Raw genomic sequence first — 19,445 nt, forward strand, 5'->3', positions numbered from 1 at the left:
CTGGCCGAAACTCGTGCGAGTGTGGTGTGCCCGATCCATCTGGGCCTGATGCAGGGCGTGCTGGAGGGCCGGGCCGCACCGGTGACTGTCGAGCGGCTCGAGGCATTCGCGGAACCCGATCTGTGCTTGGCCCATCTCACCACGACCGGCAGCGCCGGGTCCGCCCCGGCGCAAACGGACTCCGCGCGATAACCAGCGCCGGGGCCGGCATCGTATCCTCCTCGACCTGCCCCTGCCCTGGTCGTTCGCCGTCCGCCGTGGCGACCCGGCAATCGAACTGACGCGGCTGATTGTTCACATCCACCTCCGACGGTCTGTTCTGCGTCACGTCCGTGGCGGGCATGTGACCCACCTCCTAGTTTGTACAATATTGCTTTGTATAAACTGATTCGTGCGAGGCTCGCCAGCCAAGCCACCCCGGTTATGACACGCGTCATTCATGACCCACCGGCCCGGCAGGGCGGCGACTCGACACAACCGCCCATACCGGAGATTCGAGGAAATGCGATGACCACCGCGATGCTTCCCCCGCCCCCGATCCACCACCCGCTCGAGATCCCGCAGCACGCGGTCGGCGTTATCCACCGGGTGCGAGACGCCGTGCGCGCGTTACCCGCTCCGACACTTCCGCGGGACATGCTCGCGGCAACGACGGTGGGCGATCTCGCCTTCACTCACGTCATCGACGCCCGCACTCTCGCCGTCGTCGCCCGCAAGGACCGCCACATCCAGCCGATCGCCGCGATGATCACCGAACACCTGCTCGGCGTCACCGCGACCGTGGTCGGCAGCGCGATCATGGTCACTCTCCGCTGACCGTTCCGCCACTGTCCACAGCGACGCCACGTTGATCCCGGCCCCGCTGAGCTCGAACCGGCCGAGGGGCCGGGAAGTGTTTCCGCAACGAATCGAACGGTGGTGCTCACTATGCCTATCGGGAAAGCCACGATAGTTCCGGCACTCGATGACCCCTGGCCGAGGCCGGAACGGGGTCGGGCTGATGAGTGACGTGGCCAAGGTGATTCGACTGCGCGACAGCGACTTCGAGGCGCGGCAACGGCCGGCGTCGCGGCAATGGCCGAGCCGGCCGGCGTTACGCCCGGTGACGTCACTGACCGGGCGACTGGCGCCGGCGACCCCGCGCAGCCCGGGCGCCCCGGCCGGCGCCACGATCATCAACGGAATCCGCGGCACCGCCGAATTCGCTCGCCGCCGCTTCGCCGGCGACTACAGGGTCGACGAGTTCGGCTTGGACGAACACCTGTTGGAATCGGTTCTGCTGCCGGCTCTGCGGCCCCTGTCGGACCTCTGGTTCCGGGTCCAGGTCACCGGCGTCGACAACATCCCCGAAACCGGCGGCGCCCTGATCGTGGCCAACCACGCGGGCGTACTCCCCATCGACGCCCTGATGCTCCAGCTGGCCGTGCACGACCGACACCCCGAACAACGGCTTCTGCGGTTGCTGGCCGCCGATCTGGTCTTCGACCTGCCCATCCTGGGCGGGTTGGCCCGCAAGGCCGGGCATACCCTGGCCTGCCCCGCCGACGCCGAACGCCTGCTGCGCTCCGGCGAGCTGGCCGGAGTGTTCCCCGAAGGGTTCAAGGGTGTCGGCAAGCCCTACCGTCAGCGGTACAAGCTGCAGCGGTTCGGACGCGGCGGATTCGCTTCTGCGGCGGTCGAGGCGCGCGTGCCGATCATTCCGTGCTCGATCGTCGGCTCCGAGGAGATCTACCCCAAGCTCGCCGACATCACCCCGCTGGCCCGGCTGCTCGGGTTGCCCTACTTCCCGGTGACACCGACATTCCCGCACCTTGGCGTGCTCGGTGCGGTCCCGCTGCCCTCCAAGTGGTACATCGAATTCGGCACCCCGATCCCGACCGACGGCTTCGCCCCGGCGGCCGCCGGCGATCCGATGGCCATGTTCGACCTCGCCGGCCACATCCGCGAAACCATTCAACAGACGCTGTACAAACTGCTCGACAAACGTCCGCACCCTTTCACCGGCCCCGACAACTAACTGCGCTTCGAGGCTTTCGGTTCAGAGCTGTGCCTGCAGGCCGGTAGTGGCCGAGCCGGTCACTGCATCGACGAGCGGGGTCAGCCGACGAAGTTCTTCCAGATGGGTAGCACTGAGCTGGGCGAGAGCACGTTTTCCGGTCTCGGTCAGGGAGAGGCGCACGACGCGTCGGTCCGTGCCGCCTTCCCGGTTGCGGGTGACGAGCCCGAGTTGTTCGGTGCGATCGATCAGCTGCACCACGCTGTGGTGCCGGGTGCACAGGTATTCCGCGAGCTCGCCGATGCTGGGTCCATCCGGGCCGAGATGGCCTCGGATCGCCAGGAGCAGTTGGTGCTGCGCGGCGGTGAGTCCCACGTCGGCCGCCCGGTGTTCGCTCCAGCGCAGGAACCGGCGCAGTCCGACGCGGAACATCAACAGCCGCGAGTACTCCTGATCGGTGAGATCGGGCGACGACGTCGACTCATATGTCATGCCATGATATTATCATGTCATGACATAAGACCGGCGGTGTTCCGGACCGGTTCCGCCTCTCGTCGTTGTCGATCTCAGCCGCTGGTCTTCACCGTGCAGCCGAAAGGTGGTGGAAGACATGGCTACTGACGCCATGAACATGAGCCTGCATCCCGACATCGTGGAGTTGCGGGCCAAGTACGAGAAGTATGAACTCGCCGCGATGGAACCGGCCGCGCAAGCTGTCATCGGCGTGATGTTCCTGACCGGGCTCTACATCGCGATCTCGGCGTGGGTCGTCGGTTTCCACGGCTATCCGACCTTGACCGCGAACAACCTGATCGTCGGAACCGCTCTGGCGGTGCTGGCGCTGGGGTTCGCCTCGATGTACGGACGCGTGCACGGCATCGTCTGGGCCGCTCCGCTGATCGGCGTCTGGATGATCATCAGCCCCTGGGTGGTCAGCGGCAATGTCGCCCATCCCGCGACGATCTGGAGCAACGTGGTCGCCGGTGCGGTCGCCGTGCTGCTCGGGCTGAGCTCGATGGCACTGGGCATGCGCCGGACCGCATGAGCGCGAACCGCCAACGATGGAGTGCGAGCCGATAACCAGTGGGATTCGGCTCGCACCGGACAGCAGGGGGGAGGAACGGAGGGTGTATGACCGACAGCGAACATAAGTCGCGGGTGGTTGTGGTGACCGGTGCCAGCGGCGGTATCGGCCGCGCGACCGCGGTGGCCTTCGGCCGGCGAGGGGACAGGGTAGCGCTGCTGGCCAGGGGCGAAACCGGTTTGGCGGCCGCGGCCGAGCAGATTCGTCGGGCGGGCGGTACCGCTCTGGTCGTGCCCACCGATGTGGCCGAGAGCGAGCAGGTGACAGCGGCGGCCGAGCGGGTCGAACAGGAACTCGGGCCGGTCGATGTGTGGGTGAATGTCGCGTTCACTTCCGTGTTCGCACCGTTCGACGAGATCGAGCCCGCGGAGTTCCGGCGGGTCACCGAGGTCTCCTACCTCGGCTACGTCTACGCCACGATGGCGGCTCTGAAGCGGATGAAGGCCCGCAATCGAGGCACGATCGTGCATGTCGGGTCGGCGCTGGCGTATCGCGGCATCCCGCTGCAGAGCGCCTATTGCGGAGCGAAACATGCCATCCAAGGTTTTCACGAGTCGTTGCGATGCGAACTGCTGCACGAGCGCAGCGGGGTGCGGGTGACCATGGTGCAGATGCCCGCGGTGAACACGCCGCAGTTCTCATGGGTGCTGTCGCGGCTGCCGAAGCAGGCTCAGCCGGTGCCGCCGATCTACCAGCCGGAGGTCGCCGCCCGCGCTGTGCTGTACGCCGCCGACCACCCGAACCGACGCGAATACTGGGTTGGCGGCAGCACCGCGGCCACGCTGGCCGCCAATGCGATCGCGCCGGGCCTGCTCGATCGTTATCTAGCCAAAACGGGTTTCGATTCCCAGCAGACCGATCAACCCCGCGACCCTGAGCAGCCCGAAAATCTGTGGCATCCCGCCGATGGCGAGCAGGGCAGGGACTTCGGCGCCCACGGCATCTTCGATGCCCGGTCCACCGGACACAGTGCGCAGTTGTGGGCCGGTCAGCACCACGGCGCGGTGGCCGCTGCCGTCGCCGGGGTCGCTACGGCGGCGCTGGGCCTGTGGTCCCGTTCGCGCCGGTCCCGGCTGTGAGCGCCCGCGCATCCGGTTCGGCGGTCCGGCGGAGCCGGCTGGCGGGCATCGTCGCCGGCGTATGCGGTGTGATTCTGCTGAGCGCTCCCCGCCGGTTCGTCGGCCCCGCCCCGAGGGCCGTGACCGTGGCGCGGCTGCTCGGCGCCCGATACGGCGTGCAGGGCGCAATGCTGCTGGTGGTGCCTCGACCGCCGGTCCGCGTCGTGCGCGCGGTGGATGTCCTGCACGCCCTGAGCATGCTCGCATTCCTCGGCTCACCCCGATACCGGCGCCCGGCCCTGGCCAGCGCCGCGTTCTCGGTCGGCCTGACGCTGCTGGCCCGGCCGAGCAACCGTCGGTGATCGCCTCGGACCGCACCGACACGCCGTGCGAAAAGGTGAGCCGTGGGGCTCCGATGTGGTGACCAGGACGCTGACCGCGTGACGGATCGGATCGAATAATCGCTGGTAGAGGTGCTCGCCCGTGTAAGATTCGTCCTGCTTGGTCGAAATGGATGATGCCGCGGCTGGAGCCGGTGGGTACTCGGCCTTCCGTGTTCGTGCGTAGCCCGGTTGTGTAGTGGCAGTACGGCGGCGCATTTCGAGTTGTCCGATGGCGTCCGCGGTAGCCGACAAATGGATACTTCGCTGACGAGGGAAGGCTCGTATGCAGATTCCGGCTGCGCGAATCCTGTTCACCGACGATGATCGAGACGAAATCGCCCGTCGTGTCACCACCGCGCTGAGCACCGGTGCGCTCACTCTCGGGCCCAATACGCGAGAGTTCGAATCCGATTTCGCCGCCGCCCACGGCGCCCCCTATGCGGTCGCGGTCAGCAGCGGAACCGCCGCGTTGGAGATCATCCTGCGCAGCGTCGGCGTTGCCGGACATGACGTCGTCGTGCCGGCGAATACCTTCGCCGCCACCGGATTTTCGGTGCTGCGCGCGGGCGGCAACCCGGTCTTCGCCGACGTCGATCGCGATACCTTCGCGCTGTCGCCCGCGACCGTGGAGGCTGCGCTCGGACCCGACACGGCGGCCGTCGTGCTCGTCCATATCGGCGGATTGGTCTCGCCCGATGCGCCGGCCCTGCGGGAGCTGTGCGACGAGCGGGGGATCGTGCTCGTCGAGGATGCGGCGCATGCCCACGGCTGTAGCTACGGTGGGCGGTTCGCGGGCTCCTTCGGCGTCGCGGGTGCTTTCTCGTTCTATCCGACGAAGGTGCTGACCAGCGGCGAGGGCGGAATGATCGTGACCGCCGACGAGCGTATCCGCGACGAGGCCGTGATCTACCGAGACCAGGGCAAGGCCGGCTTCCTCGGAAACGTGCACATCCGTGAGGGGTATGCCTGGCGGATGAGTGAGCTGCACGCTGCGGTCGGCCTGGTTCACCTGCGTCACCTTCCCGAATTTCTGCGGGTGCGCCAGGCCGCGGCACACCGCTACGACGCGGCGATCGACGCGATGGACGGATTCGAGCGGCTCGCCATCGCTCCCGAAGGGCGCAGCAACTACTACAAGTACATCGTGTTGCCCACCGACGACATCGACCGGGCGCAGTTCAAGAAGGCGGTCAAGGAACGGTTCGAGGTCGCGCTGACCGGTGAGGTGTACGAGGCGCCGCTGCATCGGCAACCGGTGTTCGAGCGCTTCGGCGGCCGCCGGCTCGAGGTTGCCGACGATATCTGTGCCCGGCACATCTGCCTGCCGTTGCATTCCGACATGACCGATGCCGAGGTCGATCATGTGCTGGCTGCGTTGTGCGAGGTCCGAGACACACTGATGGGAGGCTGAACAAGACATGCGGATCGGAGTGACAGGCGGCTCCGGCTTCATCGGAGCCCACGTGATTCACCGGCTCGCCGAATCCGGACACACGGTCTACGCCCTGGATACGGTCGCCCCGTCGAGTCCGGACCCTCGAGCGCGATTCCGCCGGGTGGACGTGCTCGACTCGTCCGCCGTCGTCGGCGCCTCGGCGGATCTCGAGGTGATCTTCCATTTGGCCGGCATGTCGAATGTCGATGTGGCGCATCGCGATCCGCTGCGGACGGTGCGATTGAACGTGGACGGCACCGCCAACATCCTGGACGCGGCCCGCGTGCACGGCCTGCGCCGAGTCGTCTTCGCCAGCACCGTATGGGTGTACGGGGCCGCCTTCGACGTCTCGGACGGAACGCGGCCGCTGACGGAGGCGGCGCCGATGGCGTTGGCCAAGGCCGGCCACATCTACACCTCGACGAAGATCGCCGCGGAGATGCTGATCCACAGCTACGCCGAGACCTACGACGTGCCGTTCACGATTTTGCGCTACGGCGTGCCGTATGGGCCCGGCATGAGAGACGAACTCGTCCTGGCCCGATTCGTTCGCAAAGCCATCGCGGGTGAGCCGCTGACTGTCGCCGGAGACGGCAAACAATTCCGCAACTACGTTTTCGTCGAGGACCTCGCCGACGCGCATGCACGGGTGCTCGACGACGCTGCCGAGAACCAGGTGATCGCGCTCGAAGGCAGCGAGCGGGTGAGTGTGCTCGATATGGCGGAGGCGGTGCAGGCGCGTTTTCCCGGTACCCCGATCGAGCATGTTCCGGCGCGGCCGGGTGATTTCCGGGGCATCGACGTATCGAACGCCCTGGCCGACAAGCTGATCGGGTGGCGACCCACGACCTCGTTCCAGGACGGCGTCCGGCGATACGTCGAGTGGTATCTGGCGGAGCATCCGGACACGGCCGCGGCCCGCGGAAACGGGTAGCTATGTCGACTCCCTCCGCGCTGCTGCTGTCCGGCTCGCTCGGTATGGGACACGATGTGATGGCCGACGCATGCGCGGTGTCGCTGCGCCGGCGCGGCTGGGCGACCGACACGGTCGACAGCATGCGCATGATGGGAAACCGTCGAGGTGGACTCGGCGAGAAGGTGTTTCGCGGCATGCTCGCCGTGCCCGGCCTGTACGACGCCTTCCACTTCGGGCCACTGCGCTCCGGGGGCCGGCTGGCCCGGTTCATCGACGCGGCATCGTGCCGCTACCTGGTTCCGGCCCTGGACGCGCGGCTGCGCGACCGGCCGGTGCAGTTGCTGGTGTCGGTGTTCGCCACCGGCGCCGCCGCGGCCAGTCGGATCAAGGATCGTCATCCCGATGTGGTGAATGCGGTGTTCTGCACCGACACCTGCCCGCATCGGTTGTGGGTGCATCCGAACACCGATCTCTACCTGGTGACCTCGGACCCGGCGGCCCGCTACATCCGGCGCTTCGAACCCGGCGCGGAGATCGCGGTGGTACCGGCGCCGGTACGCCCGCAGTTCTACCGGGCGCCGCCGCAAGCCGAGGCGCGGGACGCGTTGGGCGTGCCCCGGAACGCGAAATGCGTGCTGCTCATATCGGGGGCGTGGGGTATCGGTCCGCTGGCCGAGGCGGCCGACCTGATCGCGCGCGCGGGCGTTCACGTGCTGGTCGTGGCGGGCCGCAATGCCGGACTGGAAGCGCGGCTGCGGTCGATGGCCGCTGGAACGGAGCGGATCGTCCCCTTCGGTTTCACCGACGAGATTCCCGTGCTGATGTCCGCCGCCGATCTCGTCATCACCTCGTCGGGGGATACCTGCGCCGAGGCGAGAGTGATCGGCCGCGACTTGCTGCTGCTCGACGTCGTGCCCGGACACGGTCGAGACAACCTCCATCAGGAGCTCGTGCGTGGCGCTGCCGCGGTGACCTCCGCGCAACCGGAGGCGATCCGGCGTTGCGTTCTGGCTTGTCTGGAGCGAATCGAACCACCGCCGACTCGAATTGCCGTCGAACCCGAGGCGTGGGAAGAAGCGTTCGGCGCCACGCTGGACCGGGTCGGGCTGGGCGGCCGGGCGTCGGCGCCGTGAATCAGTCGCTGACTTACGGGTTGCCGGCGGTGGTCGTAGCCGCGGCGCTGTACGGGTGCGCGCCGGCAATCCAGGCCACGGCGGCGCGGCGGACCGCGCACGGCGGCGGCCTGGGACTGCTGTTGCTGGCGCGGCTCGCCGTGCGGCCGCTGTGGCTGTTCGGATTGGCTTGTGAGATGGGCGGTTTCGCGGCCGAGGCATACGCGTTCTCGGTGGCGCCGGCGACTCTGGTCGCGCCCTTGCTGACCCTGGACATGGTGTTTCTCGTTGTGATTGCCCGCCGCGGTCTCGATGAACGGCTGGCGGCGGTGGGGCGCTACGGGATCGTCGCGATGGTGCTCGGCACCGGCCTGATGGCGTATGCGTTCAACGACGAATCGGCACTCGGTTCGCCCGCGTCGAACGTAGAGATGCTCCTGTTCGTCGTTGGCGGCGTAGTGGCCGCCGCGGCCGGGGCGGTCGTGGGGGACCTCGGTACCAGGACCCCACGACCATGGGTCGCGGCGCTCGGGTTCGGCACCGCGGCGGGAATCGCCTACGGCATCGCAACGGTCGCGACACGCCAGGTCGGACTCACTTTCGAGCTACACCGTCCCTGGACGATGCTCGCCACGCCGACACCGTATGTCCTGGCGGTATGTTCGGTGCTCGGGATCAGCCTGCTACAGCGCGGTCTGCAGGCGGGCGCCGCGGTCCTCACATTTCCGGTCGCCAGCTTTCTGTCCTCGTTCGTTCCCGTCGTGCTCGGTGTCACCGTGCTCGGTGACGAGATCCCCGGAGGCGGCGCGGGCGCCGCCTTCGTCCTCGCGTTGCTGGCGGTATCTGTCGGTGTGACATGTCTCGGCCGCGATCGCGCGTCGGCCGCGCGCAGGCTCGAGGCAGAGACCGACCCGACCCCGAGGAGGGTAGGGTGAGCTGGCTGGTGACCGGTGGTGGCGGTTATATCGGATCGCACGTGGTGCGCGCGCTCCGCGCGACCGGCCGGTCCGTGGTCGTCCTCGACGATTTCTCGACCGGTCGCCGCGCTGCGATACCCGATGATGTCGCGACGGTCGCGGCGTCGGTCACCGACTTCGCGGCCATGACCGCCGCACTGCGCGACCACGAAATCACCGGAGTCGCCCACCTCGCCGGCCGGAAATCGGCAGTGGATTCGATGTCCCACCCGCTCGAGTACTACGAGCAGAACACCGGCGGAACCCGCACCTTGCTCGCCGCGATGCGCGCTACCGGCGTCGAACATCTCGTATTCTCTTCCAGCGCAGCGATATACGGCTCGCAGGTCGGAAACGGTTCGGTACGCGAACAGACACCGCCGTGCCCGATAAACCCGTACGGGCGCAGCAAGCTCGCATGCGAGTGGATCGTCGCCGACGCCGCCGCGGCGTTCGACGCGCTGAGTTCGACCGTACTGCGCTATTTCAACGTCGCGGGGGCGGGCGGCCCGGGGCTCGGGGATCGAAACGCGACCGGCTTGATTCCCAATGTGCTGCACGCGATTTCGACCGGCCGGCCGCCGGTCGTCTTCGGTGCGGACTACCCGACGCCGGACGGATCCTGCGTCCGCGACTTCGTACACGTGCTCGATGTCGCGAACGCACACGTCAGCGCGGTCGAACGGCTCGAGTGCGGCGGGACGGGGAATTCGGTGTACAACGTCGGCACCGGGCGCGGGTACTCGGTATTCGAAATTCTCGATGCCGCCCACGCGGTGACCGGTGAGCGGTTCCGGTACGAGGTCGGCGACCGACGGCCGGGCGACCCGCCCCGCGTGATCGCCGATATCGCCAGAATCGGTCGGGAACTGGGGTGGCACGCGCGGCTGGGACTCGCTGACATGCTGGGCAGCGAGTGGGAAGCGCGAAACGCCGTGCGGGGGCGAACGAGCGCATGAAATCCGCTGTCGCGCAGGCGATGATCGCTGGTGCCGGTGCCGTGACGCTCAATGCGCTCCCATCGGTCACGGCGATCTCCGCGGTTCGCGAGCACCTGACCCCTCGCCTGTCCGGATACTCGGATACCGGCACGGTCGCATTGACCTTCGACGACGGTCCGGATCCGGCGTCGACACCGGCCGTCCTGGACGCACTGGCCACTGCCGGCGTGCACGCGACGTTCTTCCTCCTCGGATCGATGCTCGAGCGGGCACCGGCGCTCGGCGCTCGGATCGTCGCGGAAGGTCACGAGGTAGCGCTGCACGGCTGGAGCCACCGCTGCCTGCTGGCGCGCGGGCCGGTATCGACGCACCGCGACATCGCGCGCGCGTACGGCCTGATCGCGGAGACGACTCGGAGTAGACCGCTGCACTACCGACCGCCCTACGGAATACTCTCGGCCGCGGCGCTGACCACGGCCCGGCGGCTGGAAATGACGCCGGTGCTGTGGACCGCGTGCGGTAAGGACTGGATGCGGACCGCAACGCCGGACACGGTGGCACGCCGAGTGATCCGCGAACTCCGCCCCGGGGGCACCATCCTGCTGCACGACTCCGACTGCACATCGGCGCCAGGCTCGTGGCGCGCGACCCTGGAGGCGCTGCCGCGAATTTTGACCGAGTGTGCCGAGCGTGATCTGTGTGTCGGCTCTCTGGCGGAGCGGACCCGCACCCAGGGGAGTGAGGCCGACAGCCGCACGGGGAGCTGATCGCTACCATGGGGCCACCCCTGATGCTGGACCGCGGAAGTTCGACGGTCAGGTGTCGAGCAGTTCTCGGGCGAAGAGGTCCTCGATCGCCCACTGTCGCGAGGACAGTCCCTGTTCGGCGTGGTAGCGCAGATAGGTGTCGAGGGTGGGGCGGTTGGCCGCGATGCCGTAGGGCCACCAGTCGTCGCCGAACTGCTCGGCGTTGCGTTCGACGAGTGCGTTGAACCACGGCACCATGGTCTGCACCTCGTAGAGGCGGCGATTGCACCGATAGTATTCGGCCGCAGTGTCTTTCGCCTCGTTGAAGACGCGGAAGATTTCGCGCGCGAGGCCGGGACGTTCGCGCAGCAGGTCGCGGCGCACGACGATGACGTGCATGATCGGGAAGATCCCGGTGCGCCGGTGATACTCGCGCTCCAGGAGTTCGGCGTCGGGAAACAGGCGGGCGACGTTCGGTGATCCGTCGAGTACGCACTGAGGGACGTTCGCCGAGAACAGGGCGTCGATCTCGCCCGCGTCCAGCATCGCGCTCAGACAGGCGCCCTCGGGTGCGGCGGTCACGTCGACGTCGGCGGGATGCGGGTGCGGTACGAAATCGAAGGGGGCCATGGGTTTGTCCAGTCCGCCGATCACCCAGCGGCTGCGTTCCGGGTGAAAGTCGTAATCGTCGGCGAAGATGCCTTTGGCCCACACGCCGGAGTCCTGACCGTAGGTGCCGAACTCCCCGATGGTGCGCCCGGCGAGCTGTGCGGGGCGAGTGATACCGGCGTGGACGTTGACGAAGACGCAGGAATGACGGAACACCCGGTTCGGGAAGATCGGCAGCGCCACGTACGGTAGGCCCGCGTCGAGCAGGCGCAGGTAGAACGTGAGTCCCAGTTCCGCGATGTCGTATCCCCGGTCGCGGATCGTCCGTTCGAAGATCTCCGGCAGGGTGGCCGCGGTGTGCATGGTGAGCGCGCTGCCGTCGACGGTGGTGGTCGCATCGAACAGTGCGCGGGTGGTGTCGTAGCGGAAGCAATCGGCGGTGAGCGTGTCGTCGGTCATGAGCGTGAATCTCCTTTCGGTTCTGCGCTTTCCACGGTGGCCGGTGGACGTACAAGGTGTCCAAGTCCCGCTCCGCATCGTCGATACCCTCTCGGTATCGTGCGTGGGGTGGATCTTCGCCTGCTCCGGTACTTCGTGGCCGTCGCGGAGGAGCGCCATGTCGGCCGGGCGGCGCACCGCCTGCACATGACCCAACCGCCGCTGACCCGCGCGATCCGCGAACTCGAGGACTACGTGGGTGTGGCGTTGTTCGAGCGCACGCCCAAGGGTGTCGTCCCGACTGCGGCCGGATCGGTGTTGTACGAGGAGGCGTGCGCCCTGCTGCGCCGGGCCGACCGCATCCGCGAGCGGGTGACCACCGCGGCCGGCACCGCGACACTGACCATCGGGACACTGGCCGATACCGCCGCCCACGTCGACAGCCGGCTGGTGGCCGCGTTTCGCGCCCGCCATCCGCATGTGCAGGTCAGGATTCACGAAACCGATCTCGGCGATCCGACGGCCGGGCTGCGCGCCGGGCTCGTGGACGTGGCGCTGACCCGAACTCCGTTCGACGCCAACGGAATCGGCATGCGTGTGCTCCGCTCGATACCGGTCGGTGTGGTGATGCGCGAGAACGATCCCCTCGCCCACCGTTCGTCGGTCACGGCGGACGATCTGACCGACCGCCGCTGGGTGCGGCTGCCCGCCGAGACCGACCCGGCGTGGACCGCGTACTGGACGTGCGGCACACCCGATGGCGCCGCGCCGGAACTGCGCACGATCCAGGAATGCCTGCAAGCGGTCCTCTGGAACGGGACCTCGGCCCTCGCCCCGCTCGACCAGCCACTACCCGCCGGGCTGGTGACCGTCCCGTTTCCCGATCGCCCGCCGAGCCGTCTGGTCGTGGCATGGTCGAAAACCGCTCGCAGCCCGCTGATCCGCAGTTTCGTCCGGACAGCCGCGGGGGGATATGGCGCCCCGGACGACGGCGCCTGAACGTACCGGCGCGCGGGCGGTGCTGAATCGAGAACTAGCGGATGATCTCGTGGACGAACGTACTACGAGAACGCCGCCACAACTTGACCGTCGGATTCGATGAAATCGAGTTGCTCTAGGTAGTAAGTCGAGATCGAATCGAGCGCACCGCGGTCCGGTGCGGCCCCCTCGCTATCGGCGTTCGAACCGTATTGTCCAGGGAGTGGCCAACGCCGAGCAGATCGTACGACTCGCCCAGGGCAACGCTGCTGTCACCATCGACCCTCGCAACGGATGCCGGATCAGCGGCATGACCGTTGACGGCATCGAATTGCTCCGCCAGGGAACCGAATACGGCGCCTTCCCGATGGTGCCCTGGTGCGGCCGCCTCGCTTACGGCCGCTTTCGCAACGGTGGCGTCGTCCACCAGATGCCGGTCAACCACCCGCCGCACGCCATCCACGGCACCGGACGGGACTCCGCCTGGACCACAACCCAGGCAGACGACACATCAGCTGCATTCACCGTCGACCTTGCCGACCCGTGGCCTTACTCCGGCCGCGTCACGCAGCGGGTCGAACTCGGCGAACACTCTGTGACACTCAGTCTGGGGATCGAAGCCTCGGCGGATTCGTTCCCGGCGCAGGCCGGCTGGCATCCCTGGTTCCTGCGCAACCTCGGCAAGGGTGGCGATGTCGAGATCGACTTTCACGCGTCGTGGCAGGAATCCCGTGGCCCGGACTACCTGCCCACCGGTGAGCGCATCGAACCCCTGCCCGGTCCCTGGGACGACTGCTTCGGGATGCCCGACGGCGTCGACGTCACCCTCGCGTGGCCTGGTGCTCTCGAACTGAAGGTCACCAGCGCCGCCGAATGGGTCGTCATCTACGACCAGCAGCCCGGGGCGGTTTGCGTCGAACCGCAGAGCGGGCCACCGAACGGCCTCAACACCCTGCCGCGGCTGGTCACGCCCATCGACCCTCTCGAGATCTCCATGACCTGGAGTTGGCAGCGCCTGACATAACAGGGCCGAACGACTCGGCAGCCGGCGGCATGTCAGGGCCGGCTTCGGCCTTTGGTCTGGCCTTCGGCTTCCTGGATCCGGCGTGCGACTTCGCCGAGGCCGTCGGCGAGGGCGGTCAACTGTGTCGGTGTGAGAACGTCGATCAGCAGATCGCGGACCAGTGTGACGTGCCCGGGGGCGGCTTGTTCGAGTGCGCGGCGGCCCTTGTCGGTCAGGGTGGCGGTGACGCCGCGGCTGTCGCCGGGAACGGTCCCGCGGCAGACCAGCCCGGCCTTCTCCAGCTGATCCACCTGATAGCTCAACCTGCTCTTGGAGTTGATCAGCGAGTCGGCGAGCGCGGTCATGCGGAGGGTGCTGTCAGGGGCGTCGGCCAGCCGGACCAGCACCTCGTATTGCCCGTGGGACAGTCCGGCATCGCGTTTGAGCTGGCCGTCGATCTCTCGCTCGAGCAGCGCCCAGCCGGAGAGCAGCGCCTTCCAGGCGCGCATTTCCTGGTCGTCGAGCCATCGCACGGGCTCAGTCTACCCATCTTGTTCGAATTTGAATAAAGGCGTACTATCGCCGCATAAGGTTCAAATTTGAACAACAGGAGGTGTGATGACTGCCGAGCGGACAGACCGGATGCCGGTTTTGTACTTGTCGCACGGTGCGCCACCGCTGGCCGACGACCCGATCTGGCCCGAACAGCTGGCGCAGTGGTCGGCGGCATTGCCGAAACCGAAAGCGGTGCTGATGGTTTCGGCACATTGGGAAGACGCGCCGGTAACGCTCGGGGCAACCGAGACGGTTCCGCTGGTGTACGACTTCTGGGGCTTCCCGCAGCACTACTACGACGTTCGTTATCCAGCACCGGGCGCGCCGGAGTTGGCGGCGCAGGTTCGGAAGTTGGTGCAAGGTCCGGGGACGGCGGTGCGGGAAGCGCCGGACCGGGGCCTGGATCACGGTGCGTACGTGCCACTGGTGGAGATGTATCCGGAGGCAGACGTTCCGGTGCTGCAGATGTCGCTGCCCACTCTCGATCCCGCGGAGCTGATGGCGCTCGGGCGCAAGCTCGCTCCGGTTCGGGACGAGGGCGTACTGATCGTGGGCAGTGGATTCTTCTCGCACAATCTGCGGGCGCTCACCGAAGACGGCTCCGTGCATCCGGTGATGGCCGAATTCGACGAGTGGGGCCACGGCGTGCTCGCCGCGGGCGATATCGATGCCCTGCTCGACTTCGAGAACAAGGCCCCCGCAGCGCATCTCGCGCACCCGCGCACCGAGCACTTCGTCCCGCTGTTCGTCACCCTCGGTGCGGGCGAAGCCGACCTCGCCACCCAGCGCAGCGTCATCGACGGCTTTTGGCGCGGCCTCGCCAAACGCTCCATCCAACTCGGCTGAATCACTCACCCCGACAATAGGAGTTTCCATGACCAGCACCACCGCGACCGCCCCTGTGGCGTACGCCTCCAGCCAGGTCGGCTATGACACCGGGCTGCTGGTGTTGCGTCTGGTGATCGGCCTGGCCGTCGCCGCGCACGGCACCCAGAAGCTCTTCGGCTGGTTCGGCGGCGGCGGCATCTCCGGCACCGGCCAATTCTTCAGCGCCAGTGGCTATCCCGCGAGTGACGCCATGGCGGCGGTTGCCGGGCTCAGCGAAACCCTCGGCGGTCTCGGCCTGGCACTCGGTCTGCTCACCCCGTTGGCGGCGGCCGCCGTGCTGGGCGTCATGATCAACGCCATCGAGGTGCACGGAACCGGTTCGTTCTTCGCCCCCAAGGGTTTCGAATACGAATCGACCCTCGCCCTCGCCGCTGCCGCGCTCGCCCTCACCGGACCCGGCCGCTTCTCCGTCGACCACTACCTTCCAGTGCTGCGCACTCACCGGCTCGTGTACGGCGTGGCGGCGATCGTGCTGGCCGTAGTCGCCGCGAGCATCGTGCTGCTGGTACGCAACTGACCTGCCGTCACTGTTCGGCTTCCGTCCCGGGACCGGGCATACCGCCCCGGCGCCGAAGCGGCCGCCCTGGCACCGCAACGAATCCGGCGCCTCGGTCGGTGCTTCGACCTTGCCGGGACGGACTGTGAAGATCAGCCGAGTGTGAACGTCCTGGCGCGGATGCGGCGCCGGCTGGGAGAGTGTTCCCCATGGAGAACTTGCGGGACGCCGAGCGCCGACTCCAGAGCGCGCAGCTCGCCGGAGATGTCGAGGCGCTGGATCGGCTGCTGGATGATCGGCTGATTTTCACCTTCGGTGCGAACGTTCAGACCAAGGCGGACGACCTGGAGCTGCACCGCACCCGAGCGCAGGTGGTGACGAAGGTGACCGAGGAGGAGTTGACCGTGCTCACCGACGGGCGTACCGGGGTGACGTGGTTTCTCGGCACGATCGAAGGGACCGTCTCCGGTACGCCGTTCGCGGCCAGGATGCGCTACACCCGCACTTGGCTGTACGACGAGACCCACGGTTGGCGAATCATCGCCGTGCACGCCAGCACGACTGATTGACGCAGCCGAGCTGCACTTTCGCGACCGTGTGCCAGCCCTTCCAGAGATGATGTCCGCCGGCAGTTGGCATCGAGTCCTACTGCTACCCAGTTACTTTCGTTCCTGCCGAACCGGCTGATGGGGCGTTAGCCTTGCGCGAGTTCGTAGCTGTAGTACACCAGGCCGTCACCGAGCTGTCGGGTGTCGACCAGGTGTAGCGGCTTCTTGGCGCCGCCCTCGTCGAACAGCCGCCGGCCGGTTCCCACCACCACCGGAAAGACGACCAGCCGCAGTTCGTCGAGCAGGTTGTGTTCGATCAGTGTGCGTCCGAGCCGGTAGCTGGCGTAGATCAGGATGTCCCCGTCCACTGTGTCCTTCAGCTCCGAAACCTCCTCGACCGCGTCGCCGCGCAGGACGGTGACGTTGCTCCACCGAGGGTCCTCGACAGTCGAGGACACGACGTATTTGGGCATGCTGCGCACCCTGTTCGCCCACTCGGGGCCCACACGGCCCTCCGCCAGGTTCTGCTCTGTCATCCGGTCCGCGAACCACTCATTGGTCCGCCCGCCCAGGAGCAGCACCTCGGCGTCCAGCGCCTCCCGCGTCTCACGGACGGTCCAGTCTTCGAGGTCCTTGGCTCCTACGAACTGGTGGAACCAGCCGCCGTGTTCGAAGCCCTCCGCGCCGTCCGGGTCTTGGACCACTCCGTCGAGTGTGACGTTCGAGGTGAGGACGATCTTTCCCATTTCCGTGCTCCTTTGACGAGGTTGTCGGTTGTCACGGGTGTGGACGCCGCGACATCGGAAAAGGGGGTGATGCCCGAGCGCCCCCTTCGCGCAGCGGCCGGCGTCCGTACAGGATGGAACCGCACACGCGGAGAAAGGTGGCCGGAGTGGAGCTGGCGAAAACAGACCTGATGTCGCGGGCGCGGGCCGGCGACGGCGAGGCGTTCCGAGCGCTGACCGAGCCGCACCGTCGCGAGCTACAGGTGCACTGCTACCGGATGCTCGGATCGTTTCAGGATGCCGAGGACGCTCTTCAGGACACCATGTTGGCGGCGTGGCGGGGCCTCGACCGATTCGAGGGCCGCGCCTCGGTTCGCACGTGGCTGTACCGCATCGCGACCAACCGGTGTCTCGACGCGTTGCGCGCCGAACACCGGCGTCCCGCGAAGCAGTGGGACGTTCCGGGAGTCGAACCGCCGGAACCGACGGGTTTCGGCGAAATCCATTGGCTCGAGCCCTATCCCGACACCCTTCTGGACGGCGCGATCAGTGTGCCGCTGGGTCCGGAGGCCCGCTACGGGCAATCCGAATCCATTTCCCTGGCGTTCGTGACCGCCCTGCAGATTCTGCCGCCTCGCCAGCTCGCCGTTCTCATCCTGCGCGACGTCCTCGGATTCCACGCCAACGAAGTAGCCGACATGCTCGATACGACCGTCGAATCGGTCAAAAGCGCCCTCAAACGCGCACGGGCGGGCATGCGACATCGACTTCCGGTGACGGCTGCCGGAGCCCAGCCGCCCGCCGCCGGCTCGCCTGCCGAGAACGCGCTCGCGGCGAAGTTCGTCAGCGCCTACGAATCCGCCGACATCGATGCGTTGGTGGCGCTGTTGACCGACGACGTCTTCATGTCGATGCCACCGATTCCGTTGGAGTACCGGGGCCGAAACAGCGTGGCCCGCTTCTGCGCCCTCGTTTTCGGCTCGGGACGGAGATTCGAACTGGTGCCGACGCGAGCCAACGGTCAACCGGCGTTCGGTGTCTACCTGCACACCCCCACCGGTAGTCAGGGAGTCGGCCTGTTCGTGCTCACCCTCGCCGGCGGCCGAATCAGCGCCATGACCCGCTTCGAGGAGAACGTCCTCCCTACGTTCGGGCTGCCGCTATCCCTGCCACGTGCACGGTAGAACGCCGTCGACTCATGCCGGCTACCGCCGCACATCCCGGACCCCGGCCGGGCAGGATTCGGGCGATCCGATGACGTTGGCGCACACCGACGCAGCCGCCCCCCCTGACCGGGTATCTTCACGACCGTGACCTGTCCGACGTGGTCCCTGGTTCAGGTCGCGGGTACGCTCGGGCCGCCAGGGCAACCACCAGCGGCTTTGTCCCGCAGCAGAACTCAAACAGATCTCTCACCACGCGCTACGCCATATCCGTTGGATATTCGGCTATTACCACCGGAACCGACTGTGGTTCAAAGAAATTCGGAAGGAGCTCGGGGATGCACGCATCGGTTTCCCGGCTGAAGGGGATCATGGCGCCCTCACCGCTGCCCGAAGCGGTGTCGCCGCCGTGGGACGACATCGAATCGGCCTGTGGGGTCCGGCTGCCGTCGGACTATCGGGATTTCATCGACAACTACGGCAACGGCAGGATCGGCGAGCTGTACGTGCTGTACCCGGCGTCCCGTCGGCTCAATGGTGAGGTTCGGCTCACGTCGCTGATCGACAATGCCCAGGATCTGGTTGCCAACCAGGTTTTCGACTACGACGACGACGGCAATCCGCTCGTCGGTTATCCGGAGCCCGGTGGCCTGCTCCAGTGGGGTGGCAGTACCAACGGCGACATGTTCTTCTGGGTCACCGAAGGTGAGGATCCCGACGGTTGGACGGTGCTCGCGCATCTCCACGGCCCCGCGGTCTGGGCCCGGTACGACGGTAACATGGTCGACTTTCTGACCGAACTCGTGACCGGTGAATACCTTTATGCCCGTTCGGTACTCGGCTCACACGCCGGACACGTGCTGTGGACGATGATCAGCGACTGGAAACACCGCTACGGCGGGCCCCCGGAGGCTTCCCTCCATGGCGGCGACGATCGGGCCGGTGTGCAGGTGAGCGCAGGTTCACCGTTGCCGTGGGGCCGTGTCGAGATTTCGGGTGGTGATCAGGACGTCTTCGGGCGAACCGGCGAAGTCGTCCCGCTGATAGCCGCCGACGGTGCGACGAGGATCCGGCTCGGTGGCGGCGGCCTCGCGCCCGGAATCGCCTATCGGCTGTTCGCGTGGGCACACACGGACGAGGACGCCGAGGCCGATCTGCTCGAAATAGTCTGCGACGGAATGATTGTCGCCCGCGGAACCCTGTCGGAGTCGCCACGGTCGCGCATGGCGGAGGGCCGGATTCTCGTCCCCGCCAACACGCCGGACGCGGTGGTACAGATCCGTGTCCGCAGCGAGAAGCCGGCAGTCACGCTACGCACCTTCTACCTGACCATCAACGGGACACTGGGAAACTGACTGGCCTCAGGCGTCCGCTTCCATCTCAGCGAGGGCCTCGTGCAGTTCTTTCCACCTTCT

General features: G+C 67.2%; 22 protein-coding genes and 1 pseudogene. 19 read left to right on the top strand and 4 right to left on the bottom strand.

Annotated features, from left to right (window positions below; genetic code table 11):
* The 3 genes and pseudogenes from A5789_RS37295 to A5789_RS10995 all read left to right on the top strand — a co-directional run.
* Positions 1 to 192 (top strand): annotated as a pseudogene (locus tag A5789_RS37295) (hypothetical protein); the annotation flags it as partial.
* A gap of 315 nt (positions 193 to 507) precedes the next feature.
* Positions 508 to 816 (top strand): hypothetical protein, encoded by a 309-nt coding sequence (locus tag A5789_RS10990; protein WP_064903252.1) that lies wholly within the window; start codon positions 508 to 510, stop codon positions 814 to 816.
* Positions 817 to 1,000: 184 nt separating this feature from the next.
* Positions 1,001 to 2,017 carry a lysophospholipid acyltransferase family protein gene (locus A5789_RS10995; protein WP_064903254.1) on the top strand — a complete coding sequence of 339 codons (1,017 nt, stop codon included), beginning with the start codon at positions 1,001 to 1,003 and terminating at the stop codon, positions 2,015 to 2,017.
* 21 nt (positions 2,018 to 2,038) lie between these two features.
* Here A5789_RS10995 and A5789_RS11000 read toward each other — a convergent pair whose 3' ends face one another.
* Positions 2,039 to 2,488 (bottom strand): MarR family winged helix-turn-helix transcriptional regulator, encoded by a 450-nt coding sequence (locus tag A5789_RS11000; protein WP_064903256.1) that lies wholly within the window; start codon positions 2,486 to 2,488, stop codon positions 2,039 to 2,041.
* Positions 2,489 to 2,606: 118 nt separating this feature from the next.
* On the opposite strand from A5789_RS11000, the gene A5789_RS11005 reads away from it, so the two are divergent.
* From A5789_RS11005 to A5789_RS11045, 9 genes are all read left to right on the top strand, one after another.
* Positions 2,607 to 3,041, top strand: coding sequence for an SPW repeat protein (locus tag A5789_RS11005; protein WP_063018649.1), 435 nt, complete (start codon positions 2,607 to 2,609; stop codon positions 3,039 to 3,041).
* A gap of 86 nt (positions 3,042 to 3,127) precedes the next feature.
* Complete coding sequence (locus A5789_RS11010) at positions 3,128 to 4,159, top strand: SDR family oxidoreductase (RefSeq protein WP_064903258.1); 1,032 nt, start codon at positions 3,128 to 3,130, stop codon at positions 4,157 to 4,159.
* The gene (locus A5789_RS11015; RefSeq protein WP_146101110.1) at positions 4,156 to 4,500 is read left to right on the top strand and encodes a hypothetical protein; all 345 of its coding nucleotides are present in this window, start codon (positions 4,156 to 4,158) and stop codon (positions 4,498 to 4,500) included. The genes A5789_RS11010 and A5789_RS11015 overlap by 4 nt, the downstream gene beginning before the upstream one ends.
* Before the next feature lie 304 nt (positions 4,501 to 4,804).
* A complete protein-coding gene (locus tag A5789_RS11020) occupies positions 4,805 to 5,932 on the top strand; it encodes a DegT/DnrJ/EryC1/StrS aminotransferase family protein (RefSeq protein WP_064903262.1) in 1,128 nt (375 codons plus the stop codon).
* Between the two features lie 19 nt (positions 5,933 to 5,951).
* Positions 5,952 to 6,890 carry an NAD(P)-dependent oxidoreductase gene (locus A5789_RS11025; RefSeq protein WP_197516592.1) on the top strand — a complete coding sequence of 313 codons (939 nt, stop codon included), beginning with the start codon at positions 5,952 to 5,954 and terminating at the stop codon, positions 6,888 to 6,890.
* A gap of 2 nt (positions 6,891 to 6,892) precedes the next feature.
* On the top strand, positions 6,893 to 8,005 hold the full coding sequence (locus tag A5789_RS11030) for a glycosyl hydrolase (protein WP_064903264.1): 1,113 nt from the start codon (positions 6,893 to 6,895) through the stop codon (positions 8,003 to 8,005).
* A complete protein-coding gene (locus A5789_RS11035) occupies positions 8,002 to 8,919 on the top strand; it encodes a DMT family transporter (RefSeq protein WP_063018631.1) in 918 nt (305 codons plus the stop codon). The genes A5789_RS11030 and A5789_RS11035 overlap by 4 nt, the downstream gene beginning before the upstream one ends.
* Positions 8,916 to 9,899: a UDP-glucose 4-epimerase GalE gene (gene galE, locus A5789_RS11040; protein WP_064903266.1), complete on the top strand. Its 984-nt coding sequence runs from the start codon at positions 8,916 to 8,918 to the stop codon at positions 9,897 to 9,899. The genes A5789_RS11035 and galE overlap by 4 nt, the downstream gene beginning before the upstream one ends.
* Positions 9,896 to 10,648, top strand: a complete 753-nt coding sequence (locus A5789_RS11045; RefSeq protein WP_064903271.1) for a polysaccharide deacetylase family protein — start codon at positions 9,896 to 9,898, stop codon at positions 10,646 to 10,648. The genes galE and A5789_RS11045 overlap by 4 nt, the downstream gene beginning before the upstream one ends.
* 48 nt (positions 10,649 to 10,696) lie before the next feature.
* On the opposite strand, the gene A5789_RS11050 is transcribed toward A5789_RS11045, so the two are convergent.
* The gene (locus tag A5789_RS11050; RefSeq protein ID WP_155525794.1) at positions 10,697 to 11,695 is read right to left on the bottom strand and encodes a 4,5-dihydroxyphthalate decarboxylase; all 999 of its coding nucleotides are present in this window, start codon (positions 11,693 to 11,695) and stop codon (positions 10,697 to 10,699) included.
* Between the two features lie 108 nt (positions 11,696 to 11,803).
* Between A5789_RS11050 and A5789_RS11055 the strand changes: the two genes are divergently transcribed.
* Positions 11,804 to 12,673, top strand: a complete 870-nt coding sequence (locus A5789_RS11055; protein ID WP_064903274.1) for a LysR family transcriptional regulator — start codon at positions 11,804 to 11,806, stop codon at positions 12,671 to 12,673.
* A 202-nt stretch (positions 12,674 to 12,875) separates the two neighbouring features.
* On the top strand, positions 12,876 to 13,676 hold the full coding sequence (locus A5789_RS11060; RefSeq protein ID WP_064903276.1) for an aldose epimerase: 801 nt from the start codon (positions 12,876 to 12,878) through the stop codon (positions 13,674 to 13,676).
* 32 nt (positions 13,677 to 13,708) lie between these two features.
* On the opposite strand, the gene A5789_RS11065 is transcribed toward A5789_RS11060, so the two are convergent.
* Positions 13,709 to 14,188 (bottom strand): MarR family winged helix-turn-helix transcriptional regulator, encoded by a 480-nt coding sequence (locus A5789_RS11065; protein WP_227462992.1) that lies wholly within the window; start codon positions 14,186 to 14,188, stop codon positions 13,709 to 13,711.
* Between the two features lie 85 nt (positions 14,189 to 14,273).
* On the opposite strand from A5789_RS11065, the gene A5789_RS11070 reads away from it, so the two are divergent.
* The 3 genes from A5789_RS11070 (at position 14,274) to A5789_RS11080 (ending at position 16,163) form a co-directional block, all read left to right on the top strand.
* Positions 14,274 to 15,056 (top strand): dioxygenase, encoded by a 783-nt coding sequence (locus tag A5789_RS11070; RefSeq protein ID WP_064903358.1) that lies wholly within the window; start codon positions 14,274 to 14,276, stop codon positions 15,054 to 15,056.
* A gap of 28 nt (positions 15,057 to 15,084) precedes the next feature.
* Positions 15,085 to 15,615, top strand: a complete 531-nt coding sequence (locus tag A5789_RS11075; RefSeq protein WP_064903278.1) for a DoxX family protein — start codon at positions 15,085 to 15,087, stop codon at positions 15,613 to 15,615.
* A 188-nt stretch (positions 15,616 to 15,803) separates the two neighbouring features.
* A complete protein-coding gene (locus A5789_RS11080; protein ID WP_064903280.1) occupies positions 15,804 to 16,163 on the top strand; it encodes a nuclear transport factor 2 family protein in 360 nt (119 codons plus the stop codon).
* Between the two features lie 125 nt (positions 16,164 to 16,288).
* Here A5789_RS11080 and A5789_RS11085 read toward each other — a convergent pair whose 3' ends face one another.
* A complete protein-coding gene (locus A5789_RS11085; protein ID WP_064903283.1) occupies positions 16,289 to 16,888 on the bottom strand; it encodes a dihydrofolate reductase family protein in 600 nt (199 codons plus the stop codon).
* 146 nt (positions 16,889 to 17,034) lie between these two features.
* Here A5789_RS11085 and A5789_RS11090 point away from each other — a divergent pair, with 146 nt between their 5' ends.
* Positions 17,035 to 18,051: a sigma-70 family RNA polymerase sigma factor gene (locus tag A5789_RS11090; RefSeq protein WP_369817523.1), complete on the top strand. Its 1,017-nt coding sequence runs from the start codon at positions 17,035 to 17,037 to the stop codon at positions 18,049 to 18,051.
* A gap of 317 nt (positions 18,052 to 18,368) precedes the next feature.
* Positions 18,369 to 19,385, top strand: a complete 1,017-nt coding sequence (locus A5789_RS11095; protein WP_064903287.1) for an SMI1/KNR4 family protein — start codon at positions 18,369 to 18,371, stop codon at positions 19,383 to 19,385.
* The last annotated feature ends 60 nt before the right edge of the window (positions 19,386 to 19,445 follow it).

This window comes from Nocardia sp. 852002-51101_SCH5132738, assembly GCF_001665695.1.
In the GTDB taxonomy this organism is placed as follows: domain Bacteria; phylum Actinomycetota; class Actinomycetes; order Mycobacteriales; family Mycobacteriaceae; genus Nocardia; species Nocardia nova.